This is a genomic window from Variovorax sp. LjRoot175, from assembly GCF_964253805.1.
Classification (GTDB): Bacteria; Pseudomonadota; Gammaproteobacteria; order Burkholderiales; family Burkholderiaceae_C; genus Variovorax.
This window is the reverse complement of the sequence record NZ_CAXURY020000001.1, coordinates 70,789-85,089: the sequence shown is the minus strand read 5'-3', so window position 1 is coordinate 85,089 and position 14,301 is coordinate 70,789. Positions and strand designations below refer to the sequence as shown.

18 protein-coding genes are annotated in these 14,301 nt (G+C 67.8%); 9 read left to right on the top strand and 9 right to left on the bottom strand.

Annotation, left to right across the window (positions count from 1 at the left end):
* Window position 1 precedes the first annotated feature (1 nt).
* Together ACSQ89_RS00455 and ACSQ89_RS00450 are read right to left on the bottom strand one after the other, a co-directional pair.
* Window positions 2-1,570, bottom strand: coding sequence for an ABC transporter substrate-binding protein (locus ACSQ89_RS00455; RefSeq protein WP_436292213.1), 1,569 nt, complete (start codon window positions 1,568-1,570; stop codon window positions 2-4).
* Between the two features lie 75 nt (window positions 1,571-1,645).
* Window positions 1,646-2,437: a class II aldolase/adducin family protein gene (locus ACSQ89_RS00450; protein ID WP_436292212.1), complete on the bottom strand. Its 792-nt coding sequence runs from the start codon at window positions 2,435-2,437 to the stop codon at window positions 1,646-1,648.
* 214 nt (window positions 2,438-2,651) lie between these two features.
* On the opposite strand from ACSQ89_RS00450, the gene ACSQ89_RS00445 reads away from it, so the two are divergent.
* Both ACSQ89_RS00445 and ACSQ89_RS00440 read left to right on the top strand, forming a co-directional pair.
* Complete coding sequence (locus ACSQ89_RS00445; RefSeq protein ID WP_436292211.1) at window positions 2,652-2,993, top strand: hypothetical protein; 342 nt, start codon at window positions 2,652-2,654, stop codon at window positions 2,991-2,993.
* A 125-nt stretch (window positions 2,994-3,118) separates the two neighbouring features.
* Window positions 3,119-3,343 (top strand): addiction module protein, encoded by a 225-nt coding sequence (locus ACSQ89_RS00440; protein WP_436292210.1) that lies wholly within the window; start codon window positions 3,119-3,121, stop codon window positions 3,341-3,343.
* A 328-nt stretch (window positions 3,344-3,671) separates the two neighbouring features.
* Here ACSQ89_RS00440 and ACSQ89_RS00435 read toward each other — a convergent pair whose 3' ends face one another.
* Window positions 3,672-4,382 (bottom strand): Crp/Fnr family transcriptional regulator, encoded by a 711-nt coding sequence (locus ACSQ89_RS00435; protein ID WP_093104652.1) that lies wholly within the window; start codon window positions 4,380-4,382, stop codon window positions 3,672-3,674.
* A 111-nt stretch (window positions 4,383-4,493) separates the two neighbouring features.
* On the opposite strand from ACSQ89_RS00435, the gene ACSQ89_RS00430 reads away from it, so the two are divergent.
* Genes ACSQ89_RS00430 through ACSQ89_RS00415 form a run of 4 tightly spaced genes read left to right on the top strand, consistent with a single transcriptional unit; the run spans window position 4,494 to window position 9,231 of the window.
* The gene (locus tag ACSQ89_RS00430) at window positions 4,494-5,411 is read left to right on the top strand and encodes a 3-keto-5-aminohexanoate cleavage protein (protein ID WP_436292209.1); all 918 of its coding nucleotides are present in this window, start codon (window positions 4,494-4,496) and stop codon (window positions 5,409-5,411) included.
* 35 nt (window positions 5,412-5,446) lie between these two features.
* The gene (locus ACSQ89_RS00425) at window positions 5,447-6,439 is read left to right on the top strand and encodes a Bug family tripartite tricarboxylate transporter substrate binding protein (protein WP_436296053.1); all 993 of its coding nucleotides are present in this window, start codon (window positions 5,447-5,449) and stop codon (window positions 6,437-6,439) included.
* A gap of 11 nt (window positions 6,440-6,450) precedes the next feature.
* Window positions 6,451-7,392, top strand: a complete 942-nt coding sequence (locus tag ACSQ89_RS00420; protein WP_436296610.1) for a 3-hydroxyacyl-CoA dehydrogenase NAD-binding domain-containing protein — start codon at window positions 6,451-6,453, stop codon at window positions 7,390-7,392.
* A gap of 24 nt (window positions 7,393-7,416) precedes the next feature.
* A complete protein-coding gene (locus tag ACSQ89_RS00415) occupies window positions 7,417-9,231 on the top strand; it encodes a feruloyl-CoA synthase (protein WP_436294774.1) in 1,815 nt (604 codons plus the stop codon).
* 13 nt (window positions 9,232-9,244) lie between these two features.
* On the opposite strand, the gene ACSQ89_RS00410 is transcribed toward ACSQ89_RS00415, so the two are convergent.
* Window positions 9,245-9,385, bottom strand: coding sequence for a hypothetical protein (locus tag ACSQ89_RS00410; protein ID WP_436294775.1), 141 nt, complete (start codon window positions 9,383-9,385; stop codon window positions 9,245-9,247).
* Between the two features lie 158 nt (window positions 9,386-9,543).
* On the opposite strand from ACSQ89_RS00410, the gene ACSQ89_RS00405 reads away from it, so the two are divergent.
* Complete coding sequence (locus ACSQ89_RS00405) at window positions 9,544-9,936, top strand: DUF1801 domain-containing protein (RefSeq protein ID WP_436294776.1); 393 nt, start codon at window positions 9,544-9,546, stop codon at window positions 9,934-9,936.
* A gap of 15 nt (window positions 9,937-9,951) precedes the next feature.
* Here the strand turns inward: ACSQ89_RS00405 and ACSQ89_RS00400 are convergent, their stop codons facing one another.
* The 5 genes from ACSQ89_RS00400 to ACSQ89_RS00380 form a co-directional block, all read right to left on the bottom strand.
* Window positions 9,952-10,554 (bottom strand): hypothetical protein, encoded by a 603-nt coding sequence (locus ACSQ89_RS00400; RefSeq protein ID WP_436296052.1) that lies wholly within the window; start codon window positions 10,552-10,554, stop codon window positions 9,952-9,954.
* A gap of 322 nt (window positions 10,555-10,876) precedes the next feature.
* Complete coding sequence (locus ACSQ89_RS00395; RefSeq protein WP_170855591.1) at window positions 10,877-11,341, bottom strand: DUF4259 domain-containing protein; 465 nt, start codon at window positions 11,339-11,341, stop codon at window positions 10,877-10,879.
* A 44-nt stretch (window positions 11,342-11,385) separates the two neighbouring features.
* On the bottom strand, window positions 11,386-12,138 hold the full coding sequence (locus ACSQ89_RS00390; RefSeq protein WP_436294780.1) for a hypothetical protein: 753 nt from the start codon (window positions 12,136-12,138) through the stop codon (window positions 11,386-11,388).
* 124 nt (window positions 12,139-12,262) lie between these two features.
* Window positions 12,263-12,736 (bottom strand): RES family NAD+ phosphorylase, encoded by a 474-nt coding sequence (locus ACSQ89_RS00385; RefSeq protein ID WP_436294781.1) that lies wholly within the window; start codon window positions 12,734-12,736, stop codon window positions 12,263-12,265.
* Entirely contained in the window at window positions 12,733-13,257 is a 525-nt protein-coding gene (locus tag ACSQ89_RS00380) for an antitoxin Xre/MbcA/ParS toxin-binding domain-containing protein (protein ID WP_093106887.1), read from the bottom strand. Before ACSQ89_RS00380 ends, ACSQ89_RS00385 begins: the two co-directional genes overlap by 4 nt.
* A 21-nt stretch (window positions 13,258-13,278) precedes the next feature.
* On the opposite strand from ACSQ89_RS00380, the gene ACSQ89_RS00375 reads away from it, so the two are divergent.
* Together ACSQ89_RS00375 and ACSQ89_RS00370 are read left to right on the top strand one after the other, a co-directional pair.
* A complete protein-coding gene (locus ACSQ89_RS00375) occupies window positions 13,279-13,881 on the top strand; it encodes a helix-turn-helix transcriptional regulator (protein ID WP_436294782.1) in 603 nt (200 codons plus the stop codon).
* 5 nt (window positions 13,882-13,886) lie between these two features.
* Entirely contained in the window at window positions 13,887-14,297 is a 411-nt protein-coding gene (locus tag ACSQ89_RS00370) for a VOC family protein (RefSeq protein ID WP_436294783.1), read from the top strand.
* Window positions 14,298-14,301 lie beyond the last annotated feature (4 nt).

Below are 14,301 nucleotides of genomic sequence, written 5' to 3'. Positions count from 1 at the left end.
CTCAGGCCACCGAGGCGCCGCTCAGGCTGTCGTTCAGGCCGATGCCCGAACTGATGATGTTGCTGAGCTTGGTGCGGTAGAGCGTCGGGAAGTTGATCTCGTACAGCCAGGCCACCGGCACGTCGTTCAGCAGCAGCTTCTGCGCCTCCAGGTAGATCGCCTTGCGCTTCTCGGGATCGGCCTCCTTGGCGCCGGCATCGAACAGCTCGTCGATCTTCGGGTTGGAGTAGCCCTCGACGTTGTTGAAGGGTGAGCCCTTGGCGATATTGGCCGTGGTGTAGTTGCGCGCCACGCCCAGGGCCGGGTCGCCGTACTGGTAGACGTAGGTGAAGGCGAGGTCGTAGTCCCACTCGTTGAGCTTCTGGTTCCAGCCGGCCACGTCGGTGGCGACCATCTCGAGCTTGACGCCGGCCTGCGCCAGGTTCTGGCGCAGGATCTCGGCCGAGCGCGTCCAGGTCTCGCCGTAGGGCAGCGGCAGCAGGCGCAGCGTCTCGCCCTTGTAGCCGGCCTCGGCCAGCAGCTTCTTGGCGGTGTCGACGCTGCGCGGGTACTTGGGGACGTCGGTGCTGTGGAACTTGATGTTGCTGTTGAAGGGGCCGGTCGCCGGCTTGGCGAAGCCCTGCCAGGCCACCTTGCAGATGGCCTCGCGGTCGATCGCGTGCATCAGGGCCTGGCGGAACTTGACCTGGTCCATCGGCGCCTTGCGGTTGTTGATCCACAGCCAGGCGTGCGGCGCGAAGAACTCCCAGCCCTTGGTCGTGACCGCGGCGCCCGGCAGCTTCGACAGCCGCAGCACGTCGAAGTACTCGACCGCGCCGCCCGGCACCAGGTCGACCTTGCCCGATTCGAAGGCCGCGGCGCGCGAGGCCGCGTCGGGAATGACGTGGAAGTACACGCTCTCGACCAGCGGCACGTCCTTGACGTGGTACTTGTCGTTGGCCACCAGCTGGATGTAGGAGCCCTTGACCCATTCCTTGAACTTGAACGGGCCGGTGCCGATCGGCGTGGCGTTGGCCGGGTTGGCGGCGAAGTCCGTGCCTTCGTAGATGTGCTTGGGGATCATCGGCATGCTGCCGACCTCGAAGATGCCGAGGAAGGGCCCGAAGGGGTACTTGAGCTTGAACTCGACCGTCAGCGGATCGACCGCCCGGATGCTCTCCACCGCGGCGAGGTTGGCGCGCAGCCGTGCATGCGTCTTGCGCAGGAACACGTCGGCGGAGAACACCACGTCGGCCGAGGTGAAGGGCTTGCCGTCGTGCCACAGCACGCCGGGCTTGAGCTTGAAGGTGAAGAGCGTGCCTTCCTTGTTCGAGGTCCAGGAGGTGGCCAGCGAAGGCAGCGGGGTGATCTTCTCGTCGTAGCGCAAGAGGCCTTCGTAGATGTTGCCGGCAATCATCTGCGTGGGACCGTTCTGCGTGATGCCCAGCATCAGGCCCGGCGGCTCGGGCTGGACCACCGCGTTGATCACGCCGCCCTTCTTGCCTGCCGCCAGCACATGCAGGGGAACGCCCGCGAGCGTCAGACCGGCCGCCGTGGCGGCACCCATTTGAATGAGATTGCGACGTTTCATGAGAACTCCTTGTGGCTCGATCGGGGATGGTGGGAAGGAAGGAAGGAAGGAAGGAAGGAAGGAAGGGAACGAAGCTCAGTCGCGGAAGGACGTGGCGGGCACGGGCTCGATGCGCTGCAGCAGCGCGCGCCATTCGCGTGCATTCGGGTCGGGCTGGCCGGGCATGCGCACGGTGTCGCCGCTCTCGTACTGGCGCGCGGTCTTTTCGCAGACCTCGGGCGGAACCGGATAGACCGGCTGGCCGCTGGACTGGATCGCGACCTGCACGCGGCAGGCGCGCTCCAGGTTGAGCATGAGGATGAAGGCCTCCGACACCGTGCGGCCCAGCGTGACCAGGCCGTGGTTGCGCAGGATGAGCGCACGCGCCGTCGGCCCGAGGTCGGCGACCAGCCGTTCGCGCTCCTCGAAGTCGAGCGCGATGCCCTCGAAGTCGTGATAGACCACGCGCTCGTGGAACTGCAGCGCCCACTGGTTGCAGGGCTGCAGCCCGCCGGCGAGCGAGGACACCGCCACGCCCGCCACCGTGTGCGTGTGCAGCACGCAGGCGGCGTCGTGGCGCGCCGCATGCACGGCGCTGTGGATGGTGAAGCCGGCCGGGTTCACGTCGTAGGGCGAGTCGTCGAGGATGCGGCCCTCGAGGTCGATCTTCACCAGCGAGGAAGCCGTGACGTCCTTGAACAGCATCCCGAAGGGGTTGATCAGGAACTGGTCTTCGGTGCCGGGCACGCGCGCGGAGATGTGCGTGTAGATGCTGTCGTCCATCCCGTAGTGCGCCACCAGCCGGTAGGCGGCGGCCAGGTCCTGGCGCACGGCGCGCTCGGCATCGGAGATCGGGAGGGCCGCGCGGCCCACTGCGTGCAATGGCATGGATCTTTTCCTTGGGTCGGTTCCGACGGGCAACTGTCGACAGTCGGCATTTCACAGCATACAGCAATATACGGGCCCATTCTCCGATGTGTGCATCCACTCTCCTGGCATGCCTTTACAAACAAGGTGATTCATCCCAATGAAGAGGGCGTACAGTGTTGATCTGATTCAGGGCCTTCGGGCGCGCCGCACACTATCGGGGCAGCCAGGCACCATGGCGCGCCACACCAGGCAAACTGCGCCAGACTGCAGACTGTTCGAAAAGGAGCCGAGCATGAAACTGCTGGAAATGCCCGAGGCGCAACGCGCCGAGCTGTCCGCCCGCAGCGCCCTGGCCATCGACGCCAAGGGCCGAGAAGTGCTGCATGGCTTGAGCGCCGACGAGTCGCAGTTCTTCGTCGATTGCATGCGCGAGTCGCCGTCCCGGCCGGCCGAACGCGAGCGCTGCGTGGAACTGAGTGTCAAGCACGAGGCCGCCCGCCTGAAGATCGCCTCGGTGGACGACGAAAGCACCGGCGAAGAAAACAGGCCTCCGCGCCTCGCGCCAAAATTCTGAAGGCCGCAACGGGCAGCGCTGGATCGGCGGCGCTGAGCCGGCTCTGAGGGATCGGGAGCTTGGCGGCGCCCGGCTCCAGCAGTGCTGTGGCATGCTTGCCATTCGCACTGGTTTACGGAGGCGTCATGTCCATTACCGTTCAAGATCTTGAGGCTCAGGTCCTCGGTTTGCCGCCCGAGGACCGCGCTCGACTTCTGGAGCGACTGATCGCCAGCTTCGAGCCCAGATCAAAGGCACAGGAAGCGTGGATGCAGCTGGCGCTGCGCCGCCAGGAGGATGTCCGTTCGGGCAAAGCCGCAATGGTCCCGGGCGATGAGGCCCCTGCGCGCGTGCGGGCAAGGATCAGGTGAGTCACTGGATTCATCCCGAAGCCGAAGCTGAGCTCGGTGATGCGGCGTCTACTATGCGACCCACGCAAGTCGACTGATCGCAGAGGCTTTCCTTGCCGAGTACGAGCGAGTTCTTGGGCTCCTCCTCGAGAATCAGCAGCGTGGTCCTGATGGCGGGCACGGCATGCGCATCTATCACTTCGATCGATTTCCCTGCACCGTGATCTACGCGGAAGACGCAAGCCTCGGGCCTCAGATCTTTGCCATCGCGCATCAGAGCCGCGAGCCCGCGTGCTGGTCTTCCAGACTCTGACTGCCCAGACGCGCTGCAGGCGAGTTCTCCGACGCACTATTCGACAAAGCGCCGCAGCCCTTCCAGATCGACCACGGTGATGCCGCCGTACTCGATGCGCAGCAGGCCCGCTTCGCGCAGCCGGTTGAGCGCCGCGTTGCAGCGCTGTCGCGAGAGGCCGGAGAGGTTGGCGATCTCTTCCTGCGAAGTCTGCAGATACACGTCGCTGCCCGGATGCAGCCACGGATGGAACAGGCCGGCCAGCGCGCGCGCCACCTGGCTGTCGGCATCGAGCAGCCGGTGCGCCGCATAGTTACCCATGAACCAGTGCAGGCGCTCGTTGATCTGGTTCAGCAGGAAGTGGTTGAAGCTCATCTGCGTGCGGTGCAGCCACTCGAAGGTGTCGAGCGGCAGCACCGCGACACGGCTGTCGCGCAGCGCGATGATGTCGGCCGAGCGCGGCATCGCGCGCAACAGCGTGCCTTCGCCGAACCAGCTGCCGACCGACAGGCCGCCGAAGGTGACGGAGCGGCCGTCGCTCGATGTCATCGACCACTTGAGCAGGCCTTCGAGCGTGCCGTACCAGTGCAGCGGCGTGTCGCCGCGGCGGCACAGCGCGGCGCCGGCGGCCACCGACTCCTCGCGCATGTCATCGAGCACGCGCGCCTGCGCCGCAGCGTCCAGCCCGGGGAACCAGACCGATCGCTGCAGCAGCTCGGGAATCGACAAGGACGCCGGAGGTCTCTGGCTCGGCCTGGTGTGCGGCATCGACGCTCCTGCTGGCTGCGGCTCGTAAACCCTGATCTCAAATGTCATCGCAATGACTGCCGGGACGACGGCAGCCAAAAATAATAGCGCGCCGTCCACAGGAGAAAGCCCATGTCCAAGCGCAAAGTGATCGTGACCATCGCCCCCACGGGCGGCATGGCGCACAAGTCGCAGAACCCGCATCTTCCCACCCAGCCCGAGGAGATCGCGGCGGATGTGGTGGCTTGCTGGAAGGCCGGCGCCAGCGTGGCCGCGATCCACGCGCGCCGGCCCGACGACGGCGCCACCTGCGACGCCGAGGTCTACCGCGACATCAACCGCCGCATCCGCGCCGCCGGCTGCGACATCGTGCTCAACAACTCCACCGGCGGCGGCGTGCACGGCGACATGATCAAGCCGCTGCCTGGGGGGCGCTGGGAGATCGCCTTCGACGAGCGCGTGAAGGGCATGGACGCCGGCGCCGAGATGTGCACGCTGGACGCGACCACGCTCAACCTCTCCTTCGAAGGCCGCGAGATCCTGATGGACACGCCGCTCTCCAAGGGCCGCGAGCTCGCGGCCGGCATGAAGGCGCGCGGCATCAAGCCCGAGTGGGAGGTGTTCAGCCCCACCCACATCCTGCAGGACACGACCACGCTGATCGAGGAGGGGCTGGACGAGGCGCCCTACTTCATCAACCTGGTGATGAACGTGCACCGCAACTTCCAGAACGCGATGCCCTTCTCGCCGCGGCATCTGCAGATGATGGTGGACACGCTGCCCAAGGGCGCGATCTTCTGCGTGAGCGGCATCGGCCCCTCGCAGCTCGAGGCCAACATCAGCGCGCTGCTGCTCGGCGGCCATGCGCGCGTCGGCCTGGAGGACAACCTCTATTACCGTCACGGCGAGCTGGCCACCAACCTGCAGCTCACCGAGCGCATCGTGCGCCTCATCCGCGAGATGGACATGGAGCCCGCGACGCCGGCCGAGGCGCGCGACATGATGGGGCTGCCGCGCGTGGGCCTGCCGCGCCCCGAGTTCGCAGCCTGACCAACGATTCCGAGAGAACAGCAAGGAGACACACCATGACCGATCGCCGCCACTTCCTCCACACCCTCGGCGGTGCAGCGGCACTCGCTGCCCTGCACCCACTGGCCGCGCTGGCCCAGACCATCGAGCAGGTCAAGATCCTCTACGGCTTCCCGGCCGGCAGCGCCGGCGACAGCGTGGCGCGCCGCGTCGGCGAAAAGCTGGCCGGCTCTTCCTACACCCGCAACGCGGCCGTGGTCGAGAACAAGCCCGGCGCGGGCGGACGCATCGCGCTGGAGCTGCTCAAGACGGCACCGGCCGACGGCAGCGTGCTGGCGCTCACGCCCTTCTCCTGCACCTCGATCTACCCGCACATCTACAAGAAGCTGAGCTACGACCCGGTCAAGGACCTTGCGCCGGTGTCGATCGCCGCGGTGATGCACCACGGCCTGGCGGTCGGACCGCTGGTGCCGGCCAGCGTCAAGACGGTGAAGGATTTCCTGGCCTGGGCCAAGGCCAACCCCAACGACGCGAGCTACGGGTCGCCGGCGGCCGGCTCGACGCCGCACTTCATCGGCGCGCTCTTGGGCATCAACAACGGCGTCGAGCTCAAGCACGTGCCCTACCGCGGCTCCATCCCCGGCGTGACCGACGTGGTGGGCGGCCAGATCGCCTCGATGATCACGCCCAGCGGCGACTTCATCGCCAACCACAAGGCCGGCAAGCTGCGCCTGATCGCCACCTCCGGCAAGGCGCGCTCGCCGTTCTCGCCCGAGGTCCCGACCCTGGCCGAACAGGGCTTTCCGGAACTGACCACCGAAGAGTGGTTCGGCTTCTACGCGCCGGCCAAGACGCCGGCCTCGGTGATCGCCGCCGCCAACGCGTCCATCAACGCCGCGATCAAGGACAAGTCCGTCATCGACAGCCTGGCGGTGGTCGGCCTGATCGCCCAGGGCTCCACCGTCGAGGAGATGGCGCGCTCGCAAAGCGCCGAGTTCGAGCGCTGGGGTCCGCTGGTCAAGAAGGTCGGCTTCACGGCCGAATCCTGACGATGGCGCACATGGACACGGCCATCACACGCGTCGCGGTCGTCGGCACCGGTGTGATCGGCGCCAGCTGGACGGCCTACTTCCTCGCCCACGGGCTCGACGTCGATGCCACCGATCCTTCGCCGGGCGCCGAGGCGCGCCTATTCGAAGCCGTGGCGCAGCACTGGCCGACCTTGCAGCGCTTCGGGCTGGCCGAAGGTGCGTCGATGGAGCGGCTGCGCTTCCATGCAACGCTGGAAGACGCGGTGCGCGACGCCGACTTCGTGCAGGAGAACGGCCCCGAGCGCCTGGACTTCAAGATCGATCTGTTCCGCCGCATGGACGTGGCCGCGCAGCCGCACGCGATCCTCGCTTCGAGCTCTTCGGGGCTCGCGATCAGCGGCATGCAATCCGGCTGCGCGCATCCCGCGCGCGTGGTACTGGGCCACCCCTTCAATCCGCCGCACCTGATTCCGCTGGTCGAGGTGATCGGCGGCACGGCCACATCGCCCGCGACCATCGAACGCACGATGGCCTTCTATGCCGCGATCGGCAAGCGCCCGATCCACGTGAAGCGCGAGGTCAAGGGCCATATCGCGAACCGGCTGCAGGCCGCGCTGTGGCGCGAGGCCTTTCACCTAGTCGACCAGGGCGTGGCCTCGGTGGCCGACATCGATGCGGCCATCGCGCACGGGCCCGGTTTGCGCTGGGCCGTGATGGGCCCGTTCATGAACCTGCATCTCTCCGGTGGCGCCGGCGGCATCGCGCATGTGCTCGCGCACCTGGGTGGGCCGATCGAGGACTGGTGGAAGGATCTGGGTGCACCCACGATGACACCCGAGCTCAAGCAGCAGGTGGCCGAAGGCGTGGCCGCGGAGCTGGGCCAACGCCACACCAGTGAGCTCGAAGCCGCGCGCGACATCCTGCTGTTGAACCTGATTCGCGCAAAAGCGGCGTCCGGCACACTCGAATAACCAAGCGCCTCCAGGAGACAAGCGATGACCGCCCCCGGCTTCTTCGACGACGAGCGCCACCTCGCCCCGCCGCGCACCCTGCGCATCGACTTCGACGACGGCTCCTTCGCGCTGCGCTCGCCGGTGGCGCTCAGGCCCTATGCGCGCTGCATCGGCGAGTGGCTGGAGCGCTGGGCGCGCGAGACGCCCGATGCGCTGGCGCTGGCCGAGCGCGACGAAAGCGGCGAAGGCTGGCGCCGGCTCGACTACCGTGCGCTGCGCCGCGCCGTCGGCGCCGTGGCGCAAGGCCTGCTGGACCTGGGCGTGCCCGCAGACAAGCCGGTGGTGATCCTCTCCGACAACGCGATCGACCATGCGGTGCTGATGCTCGCCGCCATGCACATCGGCCGCACCGCCTGCTCGCTCTCCAGCGCCTATTCGCGCATGGCGAAGGACCCGACGCGGCTGCACAGCATGCTGCGCGCGCTCGAGCCGGCGCTGATCTATGCCTCGGATGCCAAGGTCTACGGCAGCGCACTGGCGGGCTCGCGCATCGATGCGCCGGCGGTGTTCAGCCGCAACGCCGACGCCCACCCGGGCGCGCTCAGCTTCGCGCAGCTGCTCGAAACCGAGGAAACGCCGGCCGTCATGCAGGCCTTCGAGGCCATCCTGCCCGACACCCACGCCAAGTACCTGCTGACCTCGGGCTCGACCGGCCGGCCCAAGGTGGTAATCAACACGCACCGCATGCTGTGCGCCAACCAGCAGATGATTGCGCAGACCTGGCGCTTCCTCGACCAGGAGCCGCCGGTGCTGGTGGACTGGCTGCCCTGGAGCCACACTTTCGGCGCCAACCACAACTTCAACATCGTCCTCAGCCACGGCGGCGCGCTCTACATCGACGAGGGCCGGCCGGCGCCGGGGCTGATCGAGAAGACGGTGCGCAACCTGCGCGAGGTGCGGCCCACGCTGCTCTTCAACGTGCCGCGCGGCTACGACATGCTGCTGCCCTTCCTCGAGGCGGACGACACGCTCGCGGCCGAGGCCTTCTCGCGCCTGCGCCTGTGCTTCTATGCCGCCGCGGCGCTCGCGCCCTCGACCTGGCAGCGGCTCGAAGCGGTGGCGCGGCGCGCACGGCCCGCGCAGCCGCTGTGGCTCACCACTTCCTGGGGCGCGACCGAGACCTCGCCCGCGATCACCTCGGCGCACTGGAAGCTCGACGGCGCAGGCTGCATCGGCGCGCCGCTGCCGGGGCTGGAGCTGAAGTTCGTCCCCAACGGCGACAAGCTGGAGATGCGGGTCAAGGGCGTTTCGGTGTTTCCCGGCTATCGCGGTGCGCCGCGCGAGACCGCGCAGGCCTTCGACGAGGAGGGCTACTACCGCATCGGCGACGCGGGCTACCTGGTCGATAAAGCACGGCCCGAGTGCGGCGTGATGTTCAACGGCCGCGTGGCCGAGGACTTCAAGCTCACCAGCGCCACCTGGGTGTCGGTGGGCACGCTGCGCGTGGAGCTGGTCTCGCGGCTTGCGCCGCTGGTGCAGGACGTCGTGATCACCGGCCACGACCGCGAGGCGGTTGGCATGCTGGTGTTCGCCAGCCCGCAGGGCGCCGCGCTGCCGCGCGAGGAGCTGGCGGCCGCGCTGCGCCGCACGATGGCAGCCATGCGCGACGCCGGTGCAGGCTCCTCGCAACGCCCGGTGCGCGCACTGGTGCTCGCTACCCCGCCCGACATCGATGCCGGCGAGATCACCGACAAGGGCTACATCAACCAGCGCGCGGTGCTGACGCGGCGCGCGGCCGAGGTCGAGCGGCTGCATGGCAGCGCAGCCTACCCGGAAGTGGTGCGCCTGGACGATTGAGCTCGAGAAGCGGCTACGGAGCGTTCATGTAGCGCTCGACCTCGCAGGCCTGCCCTGCGGGATCGGCGCCGCAGGCCGTCGGAGGCGGTGCATGGGCCGCGCCCGCGCAGCCTGCCAGGTTGAGAACACCAGCGATCGCGAAGATGGCTCGCATTGCGTCTCCTTGGTAGACAGCCTCGCGACCATGACCAGCCTGCGAGGCCCACCCACGATACCGCAGGCACTCCGACTCCGCAGCGATCGCCGAAGCTTGTCGAATGACGGCTTGGCGCCCCGGTCCCGTTTAAGCTTCGCCGATCAAGCCTGTCCAGAATGCAAAAGACGACGCCTGCTTCTAGTCCCGACGCCTATGTGGCCGCCCTCGATGGCTGGCGTCGGGCGTGCGTCGGGGAATTGCGTGCGGCGGTTCGCGCCGCGTCGGCGATGGAGGAGGTCGTGAAATGGCGCCACCTCGTCTATCTCGCGAACGGGCCCGTGCTCCTCATTCGCGCGGAGGAAGCCCGGGTACTGTTCGGCTTCTGGCGAGGGCAGCAGCTGCGCGCCATCGAACCCGGGCTCAAGCCTGGAGGGAAGTACGAAATGGCCACGCTGGAACTGCGAGAGGGAATGACCGTCGACCCCGCCACAGTGCGCCTCCTGACGCGAAAGGCGGTCGCCCTCAATCGAACGCTTGGTGATCCGACTCTCGCAGCGAAGCGCAGCTGAACGACTGATGCAGGCTCAGCCCAGCAGCAGCGGATTGCGACGCGCTTCGTCGAGCCGGCGCTGGCGTAGGGGTTCGACGCACTGCAGGCTGCGGCGGGCGGATGGCTGCGCGCACGCGTAGTTCATGCAGACCGCGCGGAACACGAAACTCAAGCCCGTGCACTTGGCCGACGGACCCCGGGCGCCGGCGCGGGCCAGCAGCGGTGCTGCACTGGCGTGGGCCGATGAAGACCTGCGCGGGGTTTTGCCTGGCGCCGCACGGGAGCGCTCCGCAACGACGGCAAGGGGTTCGGTGTCCGCCTTCGGCGCTTGCGCCAGCGCGACGGCCGGCGCATCCGGCGATGCATGCATCGGCATTTTTTCGCTTGCCGAAGAGAAGGACCCGTCGCGAGGGCCGAAGGCCGCGACGACGATGAGCGGGATCGCCACGGTCCACATGGCCAGCAAGGCAACGGCGCGCAATGGCCGCGCCACCACGACGGGCGACGGCGTCTTCGGTTCGTTGTCGGCCGGCCGCGCCACCACGACGGGCGACGGCGTCTTCGGTTCGTTGTCGGCCGGCCGCGCCGCCAGGCGGTCGGCGAGCCGGCGGCGCCGTCGCGCTTCGTCGGCCGCCAATCTCGCGAACTGCCTGAGCTGCTCTTCCGTAGGACCCGGGCCGCCCCGGATGAAGCTTCCGAACGAGCGAACGATGGCGGCCTGCGCCTCTTCTCTTGCGCTCGCCGCGTTGCGGGTGGCGTCCAACTGGGCGCCGATCGACACCTCCGTCGTCCGCGCAGACCTTGAATTGAAACCCTCTGACATCAGTTCCTTCCAGCACCAAAAGCCATGAGACGGCATCACATCCGAGCTTGCGCATTTTTCTGTCGGACATCGCCTGATGTGCTTGTCCCGGTGGTAACCGGGCGTTAAGACGCCCAGGGCCTGCTAACAGGCCCTTCTAGCGCTGCAGACGCGCCGCAAGCCGTGTCAGGTTGGAAGCCCACCGGTTCGGCTTTTCTTCTTCCCATTGTTGGGCGAGCTCGGAGACATTGCGGTCCGCGACGCGGGCCAGGGCCAGCCTGGCGCGCGTCGCGAGCGCATGCAGTTCTTCTGTTCGTCTGCCGGCCAGGCACTCCACCGCTCGCGTTTTCGATGCCGCGGCGCCCTTGCCGATGGCGCCGGCGATCAGTTCGGCGGCAGCGACCGCGGCGGCCCCGTCGTCCGCATCGATGTGGCTTGCCATCTGCGCCATGTCGAGAGCCTGGGACACAAAGGCCGGATCCGCCCTGCGCTCGCATTCGGCCAGCCAGTCCTGCGCGGCGTCGTTGTCGAAAGCGCCGTCGCCCCACGCCCCGGCGTGCGCCGCCAGGTTCATCGAAAGTGCGAGTGCAGCAACAATCAAAAGATGCTTCGGCCGGCTCACCGTGGCCCACCTCATCGCAGCCGCCATGGCTGCCGGCGACAAGGCTACATCAACCAGTGCGCGCTGCCGGCGCGGCGCGCGGCGGGACTCGAAAAGCTGTCCGGCAACGCCAGCGATGCGGTGGTCATCCGGCTGGACTGAAGCACGGCCAGGTCGGTCTCGACTTCGAGGAAGCAGGCCAGCATCGCATTGACGCCCGGCGCGCGGCCGGTGCCGTCGCGCCAGTGCGGCAGCTCGTGGTCCATCTGGACGCAGAGATCGTTCCAGGCCTCGGCCAGCGCGGCCCAGGGCACGACCGCAGGTTCGCTGACGCGGCCCGCCAGCAGCAGGAGCGTGCGCCGCAGCGAGGGGGTCTGCTCCACCAGCAGGCGGCAGCGGCGGAACTCGCTCGCGCTGCGCGGCAGGTCGAGCGCGGCGCCGCCGTAGTGCGGCGGGCGAACGCCGGTCAAGAGCGTGAAGAGCGCCAGGCTCGAAAGCCCCTGTTCACCGGCCGCGAGCCAGCGCACGGCATCCGGCTCGAGCCGGCGCGCAGCACGGCCCAGCTGCGCGCGCACGCGTCCCATGGCGGCGGGCGCTTCCTGCTCGCGGATGCGCGCCAGCCCTTGCGGCGGCCCGAGGACGGCAGTGGCGCCCAGCATGCGCGCGACGTCGGCATGCAGCACGTCGATGTCGCTCGCCTCCTTCAAGAGAAGCAGCCAGTCGCGCAGCGGCATGTGGCCGTACACGATCCTGCAGCCTTCGCGCTGCTGGATCTTGTAGTTCGGCTCGCCCGCGGCCGGCGTCTTCGATGGGGTCATGCCGGTATATCGGCAGACCGGGGGCCGGCGAACAGGGCGACGCCAAGAAAAAATGCGAGCGGGGTGTGCGGGTAGCGTTCACTCCAGCTTCATGCCCGAATCCGCCAAGCGAATCGCGCCAAGCTCATGACCTGAAGAGCCGGTCGTATTCGAACAGGCGAACGATTCGCGGCGCGATCCGCTTCGACTGCGGATGGAGAGGATTGATCAGGGCCGCTCGTTCCTCTGGAACCACCACCGAAGGCACCAGCAGAATCGGCGTTCGCAGCGAGGCAAGCCACGCGGAGCCGATCCTCACGCTGGCATGACCCGCGGGGATCGCCGACCAGGTCGCAGGCAGGGACGCCACGTCGAGTTCTTCGCGCGACTCCCACGTGTCATCCGGTACATCCAGCTCGAGCAGATATCGGTTCAGCGGAAGGCCGGTGTTGTCGATGTGCGCAGCGGTCTCGAGCACCGCGATGGAGACGGACGGCGCCGCGTAGACGACCGGCTCGCCAGTGTCGTTCCATCGGCCGGGATGCTTGGCCGCGCCGCCGCCGCTGAGATCATCGGCGCGGTACTTTCGAGTATCGGCCGCGATTCGCCACAGCTTCACTGGTAGGCGCCGCTCTCGATGGAGCCCAGCAGACGGGCGACGACCTCCACGCCCGTCGGCGTGTCGATCAGATCCGCGGGTTTGCGGCCGCCGAGAGAGGGCTGGGGCCGCTCGATCCATTGGCCGAGCCATTTCGCGGCATCGAAGCCCTTCGCCTCGGGCGCCTTGCTGTTCTCGACGATGTCCTGTGCGATTCCGAGGAGCTTGATCATGCCGATCGCGGCTTGGCCGCCGCTGCCGGAGACCAGCTCGCCCGCAGCAGCCTTCTTCTCGGCCGTGGCCTTCGGCACGCCGAGGATGGCGAAGAAGCGCGAAGTCGCAAGGTCCATCCTCTTGGACAGATCCTTGATGAAGATTCCCTGCACACCCTGGCGTTCGATCGCCACGATTTCCATCGGCGTGGCGCCGGACACCGCGCGCACGTAGGCGTCGACACCTTTGTTCCGCTGATAGACGATGACGGCCTGGGTGCCGCGACGCGGCTTGGGGGCGGAACCGGTTCTGGTCTGTGACGACAACATGGCTGGCCTCGGTATGTCTATATGAAGACGAATTTTAGTCTCATTCTAGACGACACAGGCAACCCCCTCACCTTCCGCGACCTCGTCGCCCACCTCGGATACACCACGTCAACGGGCTTGAGCACGCCGGTGCGGCGTGACACGATCGCGCAGATGACCAGCAGACCCGCCGCAGCGCAGCACCTGCGCGACCTCGCGAGGCTACGCCGCGTTCGCGACCGGATCGACCGGGAGTACGCGCAGCCGCTGGACGTCGAGGCGCTCGCCCGTGGCGTGAACATGTCGGCCGGACACCTCAGCCGCCAGTTCCGGCTCGCCTACGGCGAGCCGCCGTACGCCTATCTGATGACGCGGCGCATCGAGCGCGCGATGGCGCTGCTGCGTCGTGGCGATCTCAGCGTCACAGAGGTCTGTTTCGAGGTCGGCTGCTCGTCGCTGGGCACCTTCAGCACTCGCTTCACCGAGCTGGTCGGCATGCCGCCCAGCACGTATCGGCGCCAGGGAGCGCGCGCGACCGCGGGGATCCCGTCGTGCGTGGCGAAACAAGTCACCAGACCGATCAGGAATCGAGAAGCGCCGATCACCGAGCCGCAACTAGACTGGCCGCCACCGCAACCAGACTGACCGCCATGGACATCACCATTCACTCGAGCTTCCTCCCGCACAACGACCCGGACGCCTCCCTGGCCTTCTTCCGCGACATCCTCGGCTTCGAGGTCCGCAACGACGTCGGATACAACGGGATGCGCTGGATCACGGTCGGCCCCGCCGACCAGCCTGGCACGTCCATCGTCCTGCACCCGCCGGCCGCCACCCCCGGCGTCACCGACGACGAGCGCCGCACCATCGCCGAGATGATGGCCAAGGGAACCTACGCCATCATCATCCTGGCCACCGCCGACCTCGACGGCACCTTCGCTCGCCTGCAGGCGAGCGGCGCCGAGCTCATCCAGGAGCCCACCGAGCAGCCGTACGGCGTGCGCGACTGTGCCTTCCGCGATCCCGCAGGCAACCACATCCGGATCAACGAAGTGCGCTGAGCGG